The organism is Gemmatimonadaceae bacterium, assembly GCA_036273715.1.
Taxonomy (GTDB): domain Bacteria; phylum Gemmatimonadota; class Gemmatimonadetes; order Gemmatimonadales; family Gemmatimonadaceae; genus JADGGM01.
Genome location: DASUHB010000067.1, coordinates 49,804 through 68,723 on the forward strand (window position 1 = coordinate 49,804; position 18,920 = coordinate 68,723).

Below are 18,920 nucleotides of genomic sequence, written 5' to 3' on the forward strand. Positions count from 1 at the left end.
CGTTCTCAGCCGGCCGCCCTTCGCTGCGTCAGCTCGCGCTCGTCTGAACGCCTGCCTTACCGTCGGCCGACACGTCGAAATGGATCCACATTCCGGACATCGCATGGCCCGGGATGAAGCAGTTCAGCGTGTAGCTGCCAGCCTTGTCGGCCGTGAACGTCACCGTCTCCGACTTGTTCGGCTGCGTCGCCTTGGTTGGATCCGTAGGATCGGAGCTGATCGCGCCCGAAAAGATCGGCTGCGGATTCGTGAACGTTGCCGGGAACGTCGTGTACGCGCTGTCGACGCCGATGCTATGCGCCAACGACGGATCGTCGTTGGTGAATTTGATGGTCACCTTGTAGCCTTGCGGCACGGTGATCGTCGCGTTCCCCTTGTAATAACCATTGAAGTTCCAATGGTTGTTGTCCGGCGTCTTGCCGGCGTGAATGTCGAGCGACACGGTTTTCTTCGCCTTGTCGACTTTCATCCATGCTGGCATGCTCATCGGTCCCTGCGGAGCAGGCGCAGCTGCGGTCGACCCAGCGGGGGCTGCGGCGGGCGCCGAGGCCGGCGGTGCTGCCGCGGCGGTCGTGTCCGCTGCGTTGCTTGCTTTGTTTCCCCCGCCGCACGCACCCAGTGCGACCGCCGTTCCGATCAAGGCGGCAATTCCAATTTTCATAGTGAGCTCCCTTCGCGGTCCACGTTGATGGCTTGACGGGCGTGTTGTAACGCACGATCCGTGCTTCGAGCCGCTGCGGGCCGATCTGAATTGACGCGCCGGGCCGCATCCAGACTCTGACGAACCGCACGATCCGCCGCTATGGCGCGACGGCTGTACCCCCCACATCGTTCTCTCCGTTCCCGCAATCGAGCTGACGCGTCCTGCTCCCCATTATCGCGCTGTTCCAAGTGGCCGCGGCTTCAGCTGGGCTCGTATTCAGCGGACGCAGTGGCAATGTCGAGGTGCGTGCCCCCATGCTGGCGGACACCGTCACCATCGACGGGAATCTCAGCGAGCCCGTGTGGTCGAAGGCCGCGCGGCTCACCGATTTTTCCGAGTATCTACCGGTCGACGGTCTGCCTGCCGCGGATTCCACTGAAGTGCTCGTCTGGTACTCGGCCGACGCGATTTACTTCGGTATCCGGGCGTATGAGCCCCATGGGCCCGTGCACGCGACGCTCGCCGACCGGGACAACATTTCGTCCGACGACTATGTCCAGGTATTTCTCGACACGTTCGACGATCATCGTCGAGCGTACGTCTTCGGCGCCAACCCGTTGGGCGTGCAGGCCGACGGCATCCTGAGCGAAGGAATTCAGTCGCACGCCGCCGGCATCAGCAGCGCCGGCACCACGCGCGATACCGTGGACCTGAGCACCGATTACACGTACGAGTCGCGCGGACGCGTAGTGCCGGGCGGCTACGAGGTCGAGATCCGCGTGCCGTTCAAGGCGATCCGGATCCAGTCGGGACGCGAGCAGCGGTGGGGGCTCAACATTCTGCGCCACGTGCAGCACTCGGGACACGTGAGCACGTGGGCGCCGGCGCGGCAGGCGAATGCGTCGTTCCTCGCGCAGTCGGGCTCGCTCGTCGGCCTAACGGGCATCGAGCGCGGGCATCCGCTGGAGATCAACCCCGAGCTCACGTCGCACGTCGATGGCGCGCCGCGGGGCGCCGACTGGCATTACGGCTCGCCCATCCAACAGCTGGGCGGCAATCTGCGCTACGCCCTCACCGACAATCTCACGGCGGACGGCACGGTCAAACCGGACTTCTCGCAGATCGAGAGCGACGTGCCCGAGCTGTCGTACGATCCGCGCAACGCGCTGTCGTATCCCGAGAAGCGTCCGTTCTTCCTGGATGGCCTCGAGCAGTTCGACACGCCGAGCTCGCTCATCTACACGCGCAGCATCCTCCAGCCGGTGGCGGCGGCCAAGCTGACGGGCACGATATCCGGCACGGACATCGGTTTCCTGTCGGCTATCGACAATTCGGATGCGTCGGAGACCGGCACCGTGAACCCGGTGTTCAACATCCTGCGCGTGCGGCGCGGGCTCGGGCCCAACGTGTCGTTAGGAACCGTGCTCACCGACCGCGAAGAGGCCGGCCGCTACAATCGCGTCGGCGGACTCGACGCGACGATTCTGTTCGACAAGATCTACAGCGTGCGTCTGCAGGGCGCGGCGAGCACCACGCGCGGCGATTCGGGGACGATCGGCGGACCGCTGTGGGGCGCGACGTTCGAGCGCCAGGGCCACACTATCCAGCTGCACTATTCGATGTCGGGCATCGACCCGGATTTTCGCACGCAGAGCGGATTCGTGTCGCGCTCCAACGTCGCGGTGGTGACCGGGGAGCAGGCCATCACGCTGTACGGTGCGCGCGGCAGCCTCATCGAGAGTTGGACCGGCGATTTCACCGCAAACCACAGCTGGATCTATACGCGGTTCGAGCGCGGCAAGAGTCCCGATGACTTGCGCTGGCACATCAGCAACCAGTTGGCGCTGCGCGGCGGATGGGTGCTCGTGGGCAACGTCTTCCTCGAGCGCTACGGATACGATCCGTCGATCTACACGAACTACTACATCGTGCATCCCACCATCGGCGGTGCGGACACGACGAAGTTTCTAGGGACGCCGCACATTCCGAATCTGGACATCGTGGCCGGCATCACGACGCCGCGCTGGAAAAACTTCGACGCCAGCATCCAGACCATCACCGGTCACGACGAGAATTTCTTCGAGTGGGCGCAGGCCGACATCATCTTCATCAACGCGAACGTCGACTGGCGGCCCAACGACCGGCTGCGGGTGAACGCGCTGTACTCGCACCAACAGTACATCCGCCGGGACGACGGCAGCACGGCCGACGTGCGGCGCATTCCGCGGCTCAAGGTGGAATACCAGGTGTCGCGGCCGGTGTTCGTGCGCCTGGTGGGCACGTACGACTCGCAGACCACCGATTCGCTGCGGGATGATTCGCGGTCCAACGATCCGATCTTCTTCCGCGACCCCGCGACCGGGACGTTCACGCGGGCGTCGCGGACCGTGACTAACGCGGTGCGCATCGATGGCCTGTTCGCCTACCAGCCCACCCCGGGCACGGTGTTCTTCCTCGGCTACGGCAGCAGCATGACGGAGGACGACCCCTTTGCGTTCCGCCACATCCACCGGTTGAACGACGGCTTCTTCGCCAAGCTGAGCTACGTGTTCAGGTTAGGCGGCTGACCGCGCCGCGCCGGCGCGCCGGAGGCGCCGCGGCGGCGGGCCGCTAACGACCGCCAGCGGTGCGGGGGAATGTCGGATCGGGGCGGGAGATCGTATGTTTGAGCGGTCTCCAAACGTCACCGCAGCGTCCCGGGCGTGCCTCATGATCCATTTGCAGGTACTCGGCGCTCTGGAAGTCGGCACGGCGCATTCGCGCGGGGCGCGTCATCTCGTGACGCAGCCCAAGCGGCTGGCGCTGCTGGTCTATCTCGCCCTGGCCGAGCCCACGGGCCTGCACGCGCGCGATCGGCTGCTGGCGCTCCTCTGGCCCGAAGCCGATGACCGATCGTCGCGGCACTCGCTCCGCAACGCGCTGCACGCGCTCCGGCAAGCGTTAGGCGAGGACGCGATCGTCACGCGCGGCGAAGCGTTCGTCGGCCTCGACTTCGCCCAGGTGCAGTGCGATGCGCTCGAGCTGCGCGCCCACGTGGCCGCGGGCCGCTTCGATGAGGCCGTGGCGCTGTGGTCCGGTGAGCTGCTGCCGGGGTTCCACGTGTCCGACGTGCCCGAATTCGAGCGATGGCTCGACGCTCAGCGTGAAAACCTGCTGCGTGCGGCGCGCACGGCGGCCTGGAAGCGCGCGGCAGCCGTGGCTGGAACGGGCGCGGCAGAGTTGGAGGCGATGCAGGTCGCACATCACCTGGATTCGGGAGACGAACCCGGGGCGCGCCGGTTGATGCGGCTGCTCGCATCGTCGGGCGATCGCGCCGGCGCCCTGGAAGTGTACGGCGCGCTCGCGGCGCATCTCTCGCGCGAGCTGGACACCGAGCCGTCGGCCGAGACGCGGCAGCTCGCGATGGAATTGCGATCGAACGCACGCGACGTCGCGGCTCCGGTTCCGCCGGCCGCGCCGACCGCGCCGGCTGCATCGCCGCCCGCGCCGCCGAGTGCGACTCCTGCGCCGGCCCCCACTACCGAGCCCATTGCGCCGCCCCGCCGCCGACCGCGGCGCCTCGCTGCTGCGTTAGGCGGCGGCGTGCTGGCGGTGCTGGCGCTCGCGCTGTATCTGAGCCGGCAGTCGGCGCACGCGTCCACACCCCAATCGGAGGCCGAGCGCGCCGTGCTTCGTCTCCCGGCGCGCTACCGTGCCGACACGGCAGCGTACAGCTCGTACCTGCGCGGACTGACGCTCCGATTCGCGTTTCACTTCGCGGAGTCGCGCGACACGTTCGTCTCGCTCGTGGATCGGAAACCGCTCTACGTGCCCGGCCTGTACGGATTGGCGCACGCGTACATCTTTACCGCGCTCAACGAGGTCACGGATCCGGACGAGACGTGGCCCAAGATCGACGTCGCGGCGCGGGGGGCGCTTGCGCTCGACACCACCGCGGCAAGTGCGTGGCTCGCGCTTGCGTCGGAGGACATGTTCTGGCACATCGACCTCCAGCGTGCGAACGAGCGCATCCTGCGCGCACGCCGGATCGATCCGTTCGACCCCGACATCGCCGGCATGCGATCGGTCTGGTTTAGGTTCTACGGACAGATGGACAGCTCCATTGCCGAAGCGCGACTCGCGCATCAGATGGATCCATTGAGCCCGTTGTTTGGACGGCTGGTCGCCAAGCAGTTGTTTTTCGCTCGACGCTATGAGGAGTCGCGTCAAGCATTCATGCAGATGGTGCACGATGACGCGAGCTGGACCCGCGGATACAGCGACCTCGCGCAACTCTACACTGCCATGGGCCGGCCGCGGGACGCGGTGGAGTGGCTGCGGAAGACGCGCGCGGCCGAAGGCGATAGCGCCGGCGCGGCAGCGCTGCCGGATGTCGGGACTGATGCCGAGGCGCGCCAGTTGCTCACCGCCGACGCGCGGCGCACGATCGCCGGCCTCGAACGCCGGGCGCAGGCGGGAGAGCGCGTACCATCGTATCTGTACGCGATCGCCTACGCACGGTTAGGCGACACGGCGTCGACCATGCAGTGGCTCGACACCATGGTGGCGCGGCACGACAGCTACGTGCATCAAGTGCGCGTCGACCCGGTCTTCGACTTCGTGAGGCCGCTGCCGCGGTACCATGCGTGGGCAGCCGGATGCGGGCTGCCGCCCCTCGCGCCCTCGGCGCGGCAGTCGTAGCACGAATACGAGGGTAGAGGTGCAGTTTGGTCTGGTACCGCGGTGAGATTCGTTGGGCGCGACCCGTGTGGCGTGACGCATCCGCTTCGGGCGCGCGCGTGGTGGGCTTCCTGATGACACGTGAGGCAGGCGGACCGGGCAGAGTGCTTCGCTCATGAAGACGCGGACACAGCAGGACACAACGGACAAAGCACTGGACAAAAAATCAAAGGCTTGGTGTTGCTCATGTCGTGTCCGTTGTGTCCTGTCGTGTCCGCGTCTTCATGAGCGTAGATGCAAGCCATGCGGGAACGGCATCCCAGCCAAGACCCACCACCAACATGAGCGTGCGTTTGACTTGCCGACCGGGGCCGATTACGATACGAAGGTTCGCGTCGGCGACCACCCACCTCAACGTTGCATCCTTCTCGATGATTCACTCCGCCTTCGTCATGTGCTGTTGTGCATGCATGTGTGCCCGCTCCCTGGAGGGCGGTCGCCATGGCGGAGCGTTGCCCGTGAACACGGGATGACATCGATCTAAGTCGTACCAACGCTTCCTTTGGGGCCCGTTCTCCGTATCCGGAGAGCGGGCCTTTTTTGTTGCGCCTAACCAGGAGAGCCAGTGGCGACACGACATGGTGAGCCGAGCGGGGTCGAGGACATCAAGGCGGCGAGCGACGGTCTGCGCGGATCGATCGGCGATGAGCTCGGGGATGGCGGCACGCACTTTTCCGAGACCGGCCGGCAGCTGCTCAAATTCCACGGCGCGTACGAGCAGGATGATCGCGACGAGCGCCGCGCGCGCAAGGACGTGGGCGGCGAGCCCGCGTACTCGTTCATGGTGCGCGCGAAGCTGCCCGGCGGCGTCTTGACCGGGCGCCAGTATCAGGTGTTCGACGCGCTCGCCGGCCGCTACGGCAACGGCACGCTGCGCATCACGACGCGCCAGGACTTTCAGTTGCACGGCGTCATCAAAGGCGAGCTCAAGCCGGCCATCGCCGCCATCAACGCTGCGTTAGTCACCACCCTCGGCGCCTGCGGCGATGTGGTGCGCAACGTGATCGCGTGCCCGGCGCCAATCGAGGATCCGCTGCGCGCGGAGGTGTTGGCCATTGCCGGACGGTTGTCGGCACACCTGCTGCCGTCGACACGGGCGTATCACGAGATCTGGCTGGACGGCGAGCGCATCCCCGATGCCGGCGACGAGCGTCCGATCGATCCGTTGTACGGCACGCGGTACTTGCCGCGGAAGTTCAAGATCGGATTCGGCTTTCCCGACGACAACTGCTCCGATGTGCACAGCAACGACCTTGGCTTTCTGACGCTGCGCACCGGCAACGCATTGGAGGGTTTCGATGTGCTCGTGGGCGGCGGCCTCGGTGCGACGCACGGCAAGCCCGAGACCTACCCGCGGCTTGCATCGCCGCTGGCGTTCGTTAGGCGCGAAGAGCTCTGCCGGGTGAGCGAAGCCGTGGTCGCCGTGCACCGGGACTACGGCGATCGCTCGAATCGCCGTCACGCGCGGCTCAAGTACGTGATCGACGATCACGGTCTGCCGTGGTTCCGCGCGCGGGTCGAGGAGGCAGTCGGTCACGAGCTCGAGCCTCCGCGCAACGTCGACGTCACCGACATCCACGATCATCTCGGCTGGCACCGCCAGGAGGATGGCTGGTGGTTCTACGGCATGTACGTGGAGAACGGCCGAATCCGGGACACCGAAGCGACGCGCTGGCGGACCGCGTTGCGAGACATCGTCACGCGCGTGCGACCGGAGGTCGGCGTTCGGCTGACGCCGCAGCAGAACGTGCTCATCACCGGGATCGACGAGCGGCGCCGGCCGCTGGTCGAACGCATTCTCGCCGACCACGGCGTGCCCGAGGCGGCGCGGCTGACGCCGGTTAGGCGTTGGGCAATGGCGTGTCCGGCGCTGCCGACGTGCGGGCTCGCGCTGGCCGAATCGGAGCGCGCGCTCCCGGACGTCCTCACGTCACTCGAGCGCGAGCTCGAACGGTTGGGCATTCCCGACGCGCACCTGACCGTGCGGATGACCGGCTGCCCCAACGGTTGCGCACGCCCGTACACGGCCGACCTGGCGTTCGTGGGCCGGTCGGCAGACCGATACACCGTCTACGTGGGCGGCACCATGCTCGGGACTCGGCTCGGCGTCCAGTACGCCGATCTGGTGCGGCGCGCGGACCTCGTCGCCGTCCTCCTGCCGCTGCTCGAGCGCTATCGCGCCGAACGGCTGCCTAACGAGAACTTCGGCGACTACGTGCATCGCGTCGGCGTCGAGCCGGTCGGCGCGCGCGCGCGGGCGGAGCGATGAGCCGCCCGGCGCATCTCCACGGCGACGCCGCGGCGCTGCTTGCGTTCGTCGCGCGCGCGTACCGCGGACGCGTCGCGCTCAGCGCAAGCTTTGGCGGCGGCGGCGTGGTGCTCGCGCACATGCTCCGCGAGATCGACCCGGATGTGCCGGTGCTGTTCCTCGACACGGGCTTCCATTTTCCCGAGACGCTCGAGTTCAAGCGGCGCTTCGCCCAACGGTATGATCTGCGGGTGGTCGATCTCGTGTCGAAACCGGAGGCCACGCCGCCCGACCTGTATCGCACGAATCCGGACGAATGCTGCCGCGTCCGGAAAGTCGAGCCGATGCGACGCGCGCTCGCGAGCTTCGACGTGTGGGTCACCGCGCTGCGCCGCGAGCAGTCGGATCTGCGCCGCGCGATCCGGCTCGTCGAGCCGCAGGAGATCGATGGGCGAACGGTGCTCAAGGTGATGCCGTTGGCGCACTGGACGAGGCGCGACGTGCAGCAATATCTCGAGACACACGGCGTCCCGTCGCATCCGTTGCTCGAGCGCGGGTATGCGAGCATCGGATGCTGGCCGTGCACGCGCCCAACGGCGCATGGCGAGACGGAGCGCGCGGGCCGGTGGAGCGGCACGGGGAAGACCGAATGCGGCCTGCACCCGTTTGCGAAGCGCCCGGGGCCGTCCGATGCCGCGTGAACCTCCGCCTAACGCAACGGACGGAAGAACGCCCGGATGTCGTCCACGAGCAGCTCGGGCTCCTCGAGCGCCGCGAAGTGCCCGCCGCGCGGCATCCTGGTCCATCGCGCCACATCGAAGAACCGCTCGGCCCATTCGCGCGGCGGACTCGACAAGTCCTGCGGAAAGAGCGCAAATGCCGCGGGCACGCGCTGCGGTCCATCCGGTGCGCCCGATGTCGCGAGCTGCGTTTGATCGATGTGCGCGATGTCGGAGTACGGCGCGAACGACGAATTGATCGTCTGCGTCACCCAATAGAGCGTCACGTTCGCCAGCAGCTCGTCGCGCGTGAATCGCGACTCGACATCGCCATGGCAATCGCTCCACCGCCGGAACTTCTCGATGATCCACGCGGCCAAACCCGCCGGCGAGTCGTTGAGTCCGACGGCGAGCGCCTGTGGCTGCCCGCCCTGGACTAACGCATAACCGCCCTGCGTCCGTCCGAATCTCGCGATGCCCTCGAGGTATTTCTTCTCGTCGGCGCTGGGATCGGACGGCGGCGTGAATGCGTGATAGAACGGGACGTCCGTGAGATGGATCCCGATCACCGCGTCGGCGTGCGCGCGCGCGAGCAGGTCGGTCACAGTACTGCCCCAGTCGCCGCCGTGCGCCGCGAATCGTTCGTAGCCGAGGACGTTCGTCATGAGCTCGTGCCACATGTCGCCGACGCGGAAGATCACCCCGTCGCCGCTGGGTCGCCCGGAGAATCCGTAGCCGGGCAGGCTCGGCGCGACGACATCGAATGCGTCGGCGGGATCGCCCCCGTGCGCTGCCGGATCGGTGAGCATCGGGATGATCTTGGCGAACCGCAGCACGGAGTCCGGGAAGCCGTGCGTCAGCACGATCGGCAGCGGATCGGGTCCGCGACCGCGCTCGTGGATGAAATGGATGGCGGCCCCGCCGACCGTCGCGCGGAAATTGCCGAACCGGTTCATGGCGGCTTCGTGCACGCGCCAATCGAAGCTCTCGCGCCAGTAGCGCACCAGCTCGCGCAGGTAGGCGACGTCGAAGCCGTAGCGCCAGCCGTCGTAGCCTAACGGTTCGATCCACCGCGTATGCATGAGCCGCGCACGCAGGTCGCCGAGCGTCGAGTCGGGAATGTGAATCTCGAACGCGCGCGGGTCGCGGACTGCTGAGCGCGCGGTGTGACCAGCTGCGTGCATCGCCTCGCCCTCCCGAAGTCGGCATGAAACCCGGCAAATCGCCTGCCACCCATCGAGCCCGGGCCGTATTGTTGATCGAGCCCACGGGCCCGCCGCTGCGTTCGCTCGACGCGGGTGATGGACACGGCGCAGTGCAGGCTGACGAAAGAACCGACGACACGAGAATGACTGCCGACAGCGCGCGCGTAATTGCCTCCGCTCATCAATCTGAAACGCAGGCCAGGCGCAGACGACGCTCGATCGACGATCGCCGCATCGCGCGCGAGGCCGATCGGCACGACCGGGCTCATCGGTATGGTTAGCGCTCGCCGTCAGCGTCGCGACTTCGACGTCATCATCATCGGTGCGGGCGCGGCGGGTCTCGCTGCTGCGAACGTGCTCCTCGACAACGGGCTCGACGTTCTCGTGCTCGAGGCGCGGCGTCGCACCGGGGGGCGCATCGAGACGGCCGCGCTGCTGCCATCGGGCAGCCCGATCGAGCTTGGGGCGGAATTCCTGCATGGCGTGGCCGCTCCGATCCGCGAGATTGCACAGGAACATGACCTTCGCACGATCGATATTTCGGGTCAGCGATTCGAGCACACGACGCACGGGGTGCGCGTCGCGCGCGATTACACGGCGCGCCTCGACCGTGTGCTCGGCCGCCTCGACGCGCATCGCACGCCGGATCGTTCGTTCGCGGACGCGATGCGCGCGAATCGCGGGTCGCTGCGGGCGTCAGACCGGTCGCTGGCGACGCGCTACGTGGAGGGATTCGAGGCTGCCGACGCGACGCTGATCAGCGAGCGCTGGCTCGCGGCGGCGCGTGCGCCGGGACGCGACGCGCGGGAGTCGCGGATCGGCCGGCTGGTGGACGGCTACGGCGCGCTCATCGATGTCCTCGCCCAACCGTTAGGCGCTCGGGTGCGCCTCGGCGCCGTCGTCTCGGCCGTGCGATGGGGGCCGGGGCACGTCGAAGTCGTGTCCGGCGGCGCCGGCCGGCGGATCCGCACGGACGCGGCGCGCGCGGCGCTCGTCACCGTTCCGTTAGGCGTGCTGCAGGCGCCGGCCGGAGCGCCGGGCGCCATCCGCTTCGACCCGCCCGCGCCGGCGCTCGACCGGAGCGCCGCGTTGGGCATCATGGGCCCCGTGCACCGCGTCGTCTACCGCTTCGCCGATCCGTTCTGGCTGGAGCCGGCGTTCGCGCGACGGTTAGGCGCACCGCCGCTCGATCGCATGTCCTTCCTGCAGTCGCGCCGGCCGCTTCCGTTTCAGGTGTGGTGGACCACGTATCCGGTGACGTCGCCGCTCCTCGTGGCGTGGCGCGGCGGGTCGCAGGCGGCGCGCCTCGCGCGACAATCCACGCGCACGCTCGAGCGGCTCGGCCTCGAGTCGCTCGCCTCGATCTTTCGCATGACGCCGGCGCGCCTGGCCGCGCGCCTCGTGCGCGCCTATTACCGCGACTGGCTCACCGATCCGTTCTCACGCGGTGCGTACTCGTATGCGCGCGTCGGCGGCGCCCGCATGGCCGGCCGTCTGGCCCGACCCATTTCGCACACGATCTGGTATGCCGGCGAAGCCGCGCATACGGCCGCGAGTACCGGTACGGTGCACGGCGCGATCGCGTCCGGCCAACGCGCAGCGCGCGAGATCGTCGAGCTCGTCCATGGCTGACGGGCGGCCCCAGCCATAGACCCATCGATCCGGCGGACGAAACCGTATCACGTACGTGGGAGGCACGGTCACGCACGTTCACACGCACGACGCTTTGGAGGTTTCATGAAGAGCATGCGCACGGTACTGATCGGCGTGGCCCTCACGATGGGGATCGCGACGGGTGCGATCGCCCAGGGGGGCGGTGGCGGAGGCGGTAGAGGACGAGGCGGCGGAATGATGGCAATGCTCATGAACGGCATCGCGCTCACCGACTCCGAGCAGAGCCAGGTCAAGGCCATCGAGGACAAGTACGCGCCGCAGATGCAGGAGTTCAGACAGAAGATGCGCGACGCCCGGCAAAATGGGACACCCATGGATTCGGCGTCGATGCAGCAGATGCGCGATCTGGGCAAGAAGGAGCGCGACGAGATCCGTGCCGTGCTCACGCCGGATCAGCAGGCGAAGTTCGACGACAACATCAAGCAGATGATGGCGCGGCGGCCAAGCGGTCATTGAGGCCGCGCACGATCGAACGGGCCCATCGCGCAGCGCGGTGGGCCCGTTTTTTGTATGCGGGCTGCCGCCTGTGTGCCTAACCGGCCTGAGCCGTGTGGCACCTTTCACCGCGCCCGGCCGTTCACGACAGTGTGGAGCAGCGCGCACGGGCGGTCGACCCGTCGGACACGCGCTGATGACCGATCTTTTTCGACTGCAACGGAGACCAGCAGTGACCACACCACGAATTACGAATGCGGCCGGCAACAACCCCGAGGTCTATCGGGGCCTTGTGATGCTCTCGAACGCCGCCGCCAAACTCGGCGTGCCGCGGACCACGCTGCTCATGGTGAGTCTGCGCGCGAGTCAGATCAACGGATGCAGCTTCTGCGTCGACATGCACTGGCGCGAGCTGCGTGATGAAGGCGAACCGGACGAGAAGGTCTTCGCCGTCGCGGCGTGGCGTGAGACGCCCTATTTCACGGACGCCGAGCGCGCCGCGCTCGCGCTGACGGAAGCGGGCACGCGGCTCGCCGATCGCGCGGACGCCGTCCCCGATGAGCTGTGGAACGAGGCAGCGCAGTACTACGACGAAAAGGGCTTGACTGCGTTGGTCATCGCGATCGCCGCGATCAATACCTGGAACCGCCTCAACGTCATGACGCGGCAGGCGGCCGGCGAGGCATCGAAGGCCGCGGCCGAGGCGTCGGCGAAGGCGGCGCATGCGCTGGCGGGCGCCGGAGCGCGTTAGGCAAGGCCGGAGGGAAGCGCGTGCTCGCGCGCGCTTCCCCATCGATCACGCGTCGGGCGGGGCGGCGACGGACACGCGCGTATACGCGCGCCACACGAAGAAGAACGGCACGCCGATGGCGGTGACGGTTAGGCCCAACGCCGCCCGCCCCGGCTGCGTCACGATGGTGTTGATGACCACGGCGGCCGCGGCCAGGACGAACAACAACGGCGTGATCGGATAGCCCGGCACGCGGAACGGACGCGGGGCGTTCGGCTGCTTCCGCCGATAGACGAAGATCGCGACGCCGCCTAACGCATAGAAGATCCAGCCGACGAACACCACGTACGTGAAGAGCTGCTCGAAGGTGCCGGTCGCGGCGAGGAGCATCGCCCACACCGAGCACACCACCACCGCGTTCGCCGGCGTGCCGTACCGCGGGTGCACCTCGGCCAACTTCCGGATGAAAACGCCGTCGCGCGCCATGGAGTAGTAGAGCCGCGGCGCCGTCAGCGCGATGCCGTTGGCCGCGCTGAACATCGACACCAGAATGATCGCGGCGATGACTTTGCCGGCGACCGGCCCGAGCAGCGCGCCAACGGCGTCCGCCGCAATGCGCGTGCTCTGCGATGCGCGCACCGGGCCGAGCGCTGCGATGTATCCGAGATTGGCAAGAATGTAAATCCCGATGAGACACGCGGTGCCGAAGATGATGCCGCGCGGAAACGTGCGCTGCGGGTCCCGCGTCTCGCCGGCCGAGAACGTCGCGTACTGCCACCCCTCGTACGCCCACAAGACGCCGATCATCGCGGTGGCGAACATCGAGAAGGACACGTGCGCGGGCGGCGCCGCCGTCGCCGGAGCGCCGCCGCCTCCGTGCGTTCCGCTCAGGAGCAGGACCGCTCCCATGACGACTAACGCAGTTGCCTTGAGCCCGGTTGTCCAGTTCTGTACATCGGCGCTCTGCCGCGTGCCGCGCACGTTGAGCGCCATCGTCGCCGCGATCATCAGCACCGAAATCACCTTCGCCATTGCGGGCGAAAGCGGCACGATCTGTCCGAGATAGCTGCTGAACGCGACGGCGAGTGTGGCGCACGATCCGCTCGCGATGACCAGCAGCGCGGTCCACCCGTACAGAAACGCAGGCAGCTCGCCGAACGCATCGCGGATGTAGACGTACAGGCCGCCGGCATCGGGGTTCATCGCGCCCATCTCGCCATAGGTGAGCGCGCCGAGCAGCGACAGGATGCCGGCAACCAGCCACACGAGCAGTGCGACGCTCACGCTGCCGCCGGCCTGTTGCAGTGTGGTCGCCGGCACGATGAAGATGCCGGAGCCGATGACGGTCCCGATGACGATGAGGACGAGGTCCGTGAGTCCGAGCGTACGCCTGAGCTCAGTCATTCAGTTCTCGGCCGGCACCGTGTGAATCGCTTCGCCCTTGACCAGCGTCCGCTCGAAGAAGTCGGCGGTGGCGGCGAACACGCGAACCCAGGTTCGCCAGAGCAGGGAGTCATGCACCTCGTCGGGGAATACCGTTAGCTCGTACGGGATGTGATGCGCACGCAGCAGCGGCACGAGGTTGACGGTCTGCGAAAAGGCCACGTTGCGGTCGTCATCGGCTTGGAGCAGCAGCACGGGCGATGTCCATATGTCGATCGACGCGACCGGCGACGACTGATATGCGATCTTGGCGCGATCGGATGCGGACGCTGCGTCGCCGCCGCCGAAAAACGCCGACCAGTCATGCACGCCGGCATAATCGACGCCGGCCTTGAAGATGTCCGAATTGCGCGCCAGGCCGAGCGCGGTCAGGTAGCCGCCGTACGACCCGCCCCACAATCCGATCTTTTCCGGGTCGACGTACGACAGCGCCTGCAGATATTTCGCCGCCGCGACGACGTCCTGGTACTCGGACGCGCCGCGCGGGCCGGCCTGCGCGGGCTCGCGAAACTCGCGACCATACATGATGCTGAGCCGATAGTTCACCGACAGCACGACGAATCCACGGCTCGCCAGATATTCGTTGGCCGCGTACATGAAGTTGTACGCATCCATGGGATGGAATCCGAGCATCATCTGCCGCGGCGGGCCGCCATGCATGAAGACCAGCGCCGGGCTGCGTTGGGCGTGCGATTGCGGAACGAACAGCTGTCCGTGGATCTCGAGTCCGTCGAGACTCTTGAACACCACCTGTTGCGGCGCCACCAGCTGTGCCGACGGGTAGTCGTTAGGCATCGCGCTCGCCGCGATGGGCTCGCGTCCCTGCGGCGTCACGCGATACGGCATCGCGGGCGTCGTCGCGGATGAGCCGAGGCAGGCGATCGAGGCGCCGGCCGCCACCGGCGTCCATTCGATCGACGCGCCGTGCGTGAGCGCGACCGGGCCAGCGCGGTCGACGTCGACGCGCCAGATGTGGCGGCGATCGATGTCGTTCTGGTTCGACGCATAGAGCAGCGTCTTCCCATCGGGCGTGAGCGTCACGCCGCCCTGGAAGGAAAATGCGCCGGGCGTGAGCAGCAGCGGCGCTCCTCCCGCGGCCGGAATCGAGTACAGGTGCACCCAGCCGTCGGCCTGCGACGCGAACACGATGCGGTTGCCGGCGGCGAACTGGAACGCATCGCTTTCCCATTCGCCCGGGTATGATCCGTTCGCGTCGCTCGCGCTGGCCCAGATCTGGCTCGCCTTCCCGCTGGCTGCGTCCCAGACCCAGATGGTCCACGGCTCGAGGCGGCCGGAGAAGAACCCGCCCCGGCCGCCCGTTAGGCGGATGAACGCGAGCTTGGCGCCGTCGGCCGACCAGCGGGGCAGCATGTCGCGAAATACGCTGGGATCGACGTACTGCAGCGTGCGGCTGTCGAACCGGTAGATACCGATCAGCGAATACTCGCCGCGGTTGCTCGTGAACGCGATCGCCTTGCCGTCTGGCGACCACTGCGGCTCGGCGTTGTCGCCCCGAATGTAGGCGAGTTGCCGCGCCGGTTGCGCGCCCGATATCGGCGCCAGCCAGAGCGCGTGCCTGGCGCTCCAGACCGCGAAGCGGCCGTCCGGGGAAATCTGGATGTCCTCGCAGCCCTCGAATCCGCAGTTCATGGTCCCGAGGAGCCGAGGCTCGCCGTTGGACACGTCGGCCGCCCAGACCTGCTGCTCCGGCTGGTGCACGTCGCTCGTCGGGTCGGCCACCTCGCCCTGGGCGTTGGTCTCGCTGCCGCGCGCGTACACGACCGTGTTGCCGTTAGGCGTGAGCTTGAGGCTCGCGATCGGCATGCCGTCGTCGCCGGTGTAGTGCGTCAGTTGACGGCCGGTGAAGGCGGGGCCGTCGGCCACCCACACGTTGCGCGATCCGCGCGCGTTGAACACCCACGCGATGCGCGCGGCGTGCGCCGCGGCCGTTAGGCCGTACGGATACGGATAGCCGAGTGCCCGCTCGATGGTGAAGCCCTGGGCGTACGCCAGCGCCGGCATAAAGGCGGACAAGCACAGACAAAACCGGACACTGCGGGACGCGTTTGGAGAGGAGCGCAGGAATCGACTCATGAAGGCGGACAAGCACAGACAAAGCCGGACACTGCGGGACCCACTTGGAAAGAAGCGCAGAAAAGTGCTCATCCGAACCTCCAGCCGAGGAGGTTCCAGTTGGCGAAGAAGAGCGTGACGGCGACCGAGGCGAGAACGAACGCGGTGAACTCGATCCGCTGCCAGAGGCGCCAGTGCGCCTGTCCCCACACGCGCACCGAGGCGGCGAGCAGGGCGAGCGTGAACAGAACGAACACGATCGGCATCACGAGCGCGACTTTGAGCGCGCCGGGGATCGATCCGCCCAACTCCGCCATGTCGCTGACCACGACCGCGACGAGCACGATGACGGTGAGGAAGTACCAGATGGCCGCGGCGAGCGACAGGCGCACGATGCGCTTCTGCTCCGGCGTCATCGTCTTGATCTGTTTGCGCCGGTAGAACAACGTCGTCAGCGCGCACACGAAGATGAGCGTCGACAGGCCTAACAGAAAATGCCAGAGCCCCGGAGCGTCGCGGAACGGCACGCGCTCGGTGCCCATGAACGGCAGCGCATCCACCGACAGCCGGGTGACCGCGCCCGACGAATCCTGCGTGAAGCCGATCGTGTAGCCGCCGCCCACCTGTCTGAACAGGCCGTCGCCGACCGGCGCGAACTGCGCCGGATGCTCGCCTAACCCCGTGATGAGCAGCCGGCGCTCCTTGGGCAGCACGGACACGTCGATCGACGGGCCGGCCACCAGCAGCGCCTTGTCGATCTTGGTCGAGCTGTGCCGGGCGAAGCGGTACGTGCCGGTGTACTTCACCGCACTCGCCGCGAACGAATCCGGCGCCGTCATGGCGACCACCGGCGGCGGCGGGAAATACCGATTGAAGAACGCCTGGAGAATGCCTTCGCGCAGCGGCTCGGCGCCGGTTCCGACGTACGACATGAAGATCCCGACCTGCGCGGTGGGCACGATGAACATCGCCGTGTGGAAGTACTGCGTGTCGCCTTCGTGCCCGATCACGCGGACGCCGCCCATTTTCTGCTCGTAGAAGCCGAGCGCCATCGCCGGCAGACGCGGATCGTTCGCGAAGTTGCGCGTGTGCATCCGTTCGGCTGTCGCGGAATCGAGGATGCGGGTGTCGCCATACCGGCCGTCTTGCAGGTGCGCGATCATGAAGTGCGTCATGTCGAGCGCCGACGCGGACACCGAGCCGGCGGGCCGGAAGCCACCGACGAACTCGAAGGGCTTCGCCTCGTACACACCGTTCGCGTAGACGTATCCGGTGACGGCGTCCGGCTTGAGGTTCGCCGGCAGCGGCTCCTGGAACGTGGTGTGGTGCATGTCGAGCGGGTCCAGAATGTTCTTCCGGATGTAGTCGTTGAACGGCATGCCGCTCACGTTCTGCACGATGAGCCCGGCGAGCGCCGCGCCGTAGTTGGAATAGGAGGACAGCACCAGCGGCGGACGCACGCGGGCCGGCATGTGCTCCTTGAGCGTCTCGTCGATCGATTTGACGCTCGCCGAATCGTTGCTGATGAGATAGCCTAACGCACCATCTTCGAAGCCCGGCGAGTGCGTCATCAGGCTGCGCAGCGTGACCGGCTTCGCGTACGTGGCGGGAATCTTGAAATCCGTGAGGTAGGTGTTGACGTCGGCATCGAGGTCGAGCTTCCCCTGTTGCACGAGCTGCATCACCGCGGTCCAGGTGAACAGCTTGGAGGTGGACCCGATGCGGAAGAGGCTCGTCGCAGGATTGATCGGCGTTTTCTTGTCGACGTCCGCGAATCCGTACCCGTGGGTGTAGAGGACGCGTCCGTCCTTGATCACGACGACGACCGCGCTCGGGACGTGGAGTTGATCGATGAACTGCGCGAACGCGCCATCGAGGAAGGCACCGAGTTGGGCGGTATCGTCGAGGGAGGCGTGCGGAGGGCCGGCGGTATCGACCGGCGGCATGCGCTCGGCTCGAGCCGATTTTTGCGCGTGCGCGGATGCCGCGATCGACAGGGCGGCAGCGGCAACGAGAAGGAGGAGGGCGCGGGTGCGGGTTCCGCGGTAGGCGTGCATGGGCGACGAGTCTCCGTCAAGAAGAGGGGAGCGGGTCAACTGGTATACAGTATCGGTATACCGTTTTACCGCAAGACGTCGCCGCGCACGGTTCCGAGTGTCCACCCCTCGGAACCCGTGGGTCGGAACTCAGGCGCTGTTTCGGCGGCGGAGCTTGCGGGGAGCGGGCGCCGAGCCTTCGCGCGGTCCAACCCAACTGCCGCGCTCACCGTGCTGCCAGATGATGTGTGCGAGCCGAGATGCCGCGTTTGCCCAGTTGGTCTCGGCGGCGACCTGCGCCGCATCGGCATCGCCGCGCGCAATCGCGCTGGCGATCGCTTCGTGCTCCTTGATCGACGTCGGCAGCTCGTCGAGCAGCACGCTCGCATAGAGACGCGCATAGCGCTCGCACTGCGGTTTGATCGCGCGGTGCAGCGTTAGCAGGCGCGGTCCGACCACCGAATCGACGAATGACTGGTGGAAGCGGAGGTCCAGGTCGAAAAATTTCGCCGCCGTGCCGTGCGCGCGGTGTTGGGCCGCGAGCTCGCCGTTCAGCTCTCGCATCCGCGCGGCGACGGCCGAGCGGCGCGCCGGGGGAAACTCGGCGGCGATGCGTGCGGCCAGGCCCTCGAGATGCCCAACGATGCGAAACAGCTCCTGCCCATCATCCATAGTAAGCGGGGCGATGATGAGGCGTCGCTCACCGGGTCCGCCGACGGAGCTGACGAATCCTTCCTGCTCGAGGCGGTGCAACGCGCTGCGGACGGGTGTGCGGCTGAGGCCGAGCCGGTCGGCGATGACGCGTTCGGAGATGCGGGCGCCGGGGGGCAGCTGGCCCCAGACGATGACGCGGCGGAGATCGAGGTAGGCGCGCGAGACGTGGTCGCTGCGTTCGCCGCCGGGCTCGGCGGCGCGATGCGGCCGCGCCGGGGGTTTGGAAGCGGAAGGAGCAGCAGTGCGCGGCACGATGACCAAGGATATCCGGGATGTTCGGG

Annotated in this window: 13 protein-coding genes; 7 read left to right on the forward strand and 6 right to left on the reverse strand. The window is 67.3% G+C overall.

Annotated elements, in window-relative coordinates; translation table 11 throughout:
* Nucleotides 1-28 precede the first annotated feature (28 nt).
* Nucleotides 29-487, reverse strand: a complete 459-nt coding sequence (locus VFW04_15435) for a sulfocyanin-like copper-binding protein (GenBank protein ID HEX5180728.1) — start codon at nucleotides 485-487, stop codon at nucleotides 29-31.
* A 470-nt stretch (nucleotides 488-957) separates the two neighbouring features.
* On the opposite strand from VFW04_15435, the gene VFW04_15440 reads away from it, so the two are divergent.
* From VFW04_15440 to VFW04_15455, 4 genes are all read left to right on the forward strand, one after another.
* On the forward strand, nucleotides 958-3,210 hold the full coding sequence (locus VFW04_15440; protein HEX5180729.1) for a DUF5916 domain-containing protein: 2,253 nt from the start codon (nucleotides 958-960) through the stop codon (nucleotides 3,208-3,210).
* Nucleotides 3,211-3,352: 142 nt separating this feature from the next.
* Nucleotides 3,353-5,323 carry a BTAD domain-containing putative transcriptional regulator gene (locus VFW04_15445; GenBank protein HEX5180730.1) on the forward strand — a complete coding sequence of 657 codons (1,971 nt, stop codon included), beginning with the start codon at nucleotides 3,353-3,355 and terminating at the stop codon, nucleotides 5,321-5,323.
* A 604-nt stretch (nucleotides 5,324-5,927) separates the two neighbouring features.
* A complete protein-coding gene (locus VFW04_15450; protein ID HEX5180731.1) occupies nucleotides 5,928-7,631 on the forward strand; it encodes an NADPH-dependent assimilatory sulfite reductase hemoprotein subunit in 1,704 nt (567 codons plus the stop codon).
* Complete coding sequence (locus VFW04_15455; GenBank protein HEX5180732.1) at nucleotides 7,628-8,311, forward strand: phosphoadenylyl-sulfate reductase; 684 nt, start codon at nucleotides 7,628-7,630, stop codon at nucleotides 8,309-8,311. The genes VFW04_15450 and VFW04_15455 overlap by 4 nt, the downstream gene beginning before the upstream one ends.
* Nucleotides 8,312-8,319: 8 nt before the next feature.
* On the opposite strand, the gene VFW04_15460 is transcribed toward VFW04_15455, so the two are convergent.
* Entirely contained in the window at nucleotides 8,320-9,513 is a 1,194-nt protein-coding gene (locus tag VFW04_15460) for an epoxide hydrolase (protein HEX5180733.1), read from the reverse strand.
* A 294-nt stretch (nucleotides 9,514-9,807) separates the two neighbouring features.
* On the opposite strand from VFW04_15460, the gene VFW04_15465 reads away from it, so the two are divergent.
* From VFW04_15465 to VFW04_15475, 3 genes are all read left to right on the forward strand, one after another.
* Nucleotides 9,808-11,166: an NAD(P)/FAD-dependent oxidoreductase gene (locus tag VFW04_15465; GenBank protein ID HEX5180734.1), complete on the forward strand. Its 1,359-nt coding sequence runs from the start codon at nucleotides 9,808-9,810 to the stop codon at nucleotides 11,164-11,166.
* Between the two features lie 105 nt (nucleotides 11,167-11,271).
* Complete coding sequence (locus VFW04_15470; GenBank protein ID HEX5180735.1) at nucleotides 11,272-11,664, forward strand: Spy/CpxP family protein refolding chaperone; 393 nt, start codon at nucleotides 11,272-11,274, stop codon at nucleotides 11,662-11,664.
* 211 nt (nucleotides 11,665-11,875) lie between these two features.
* On the forward strand, nucleotides 11,876-12,394 hold the full coding sequence (locus tag VFW04_15475) for a carboxymuconolactone decarboxylase family protein (protein ID HEX5180736.1): 519 nt from the start codon (nucleotides 11,876-11,878) through the stop codon (nucleotides 12,392-12,394).
* 45 nt (nucleotides 12,395-12,439) lie between these two features.
* Here VFW04_15475 and VFW04_15480 read toward each other — a convergent pair whose 3' ends face one another.
* The 4 genes from VFW04_15480 to VFW04_15495 all read right to left on the reverse strand — a co-directional run bounded on the left by VFW04_15480 (nucleotide 12,440) and on the right by VFW04_15495 (nucleotide 18,891).
* Complete coding sequence (locus VFW04_15480) at nucleotides 12,440-13,777, reverse strand: amino acid permease (GenBank protein HEX5180737.1); 1,338 nt, start codon at nucleotides 13,775-13,777, stop codon at nucleotides 12,440-12,442.
* Nucleotides 13,778-15,850 (reverse strand): prolyl oligopeptidase family serine peptidase, encoded by a 2,073-nt coding sequence (locus tag VFW04_15485; GenBank protein HEX5180738.1) that lies wholly within the window; start codon nucleotides 15,848-15,850, stop codon nucleotides 13,778-13,780.
* A gap of 128 nt (nucleotides 15,851-15,978) precedes the next feature.
* Nucleotides 15,979-17,946: a serine hydrolase domain-containing protein gene (locus VFW04_15490; GenBank protein ID HEX5180739.1), complete on the reverse strand. Its 1,968-nt coding sequence runs from the start codon at nucleotides 17,944-17,946 to the stop codon at nucleotides 15,979-15,981.
* 129 nt (nucleotides 17,947-18,075) lie between these two features.
* Entirely contained in the window at nucleotides 18,076-18,891 is an 816-nt protein-coding gene (locus tag VFW04_15495; protein HEX5180740.1) for a GntR family transcriptional regulator, read from the reverse strand.
* Nucleotides 18,892-18,920: the final 29 nt, after the last annotated feature.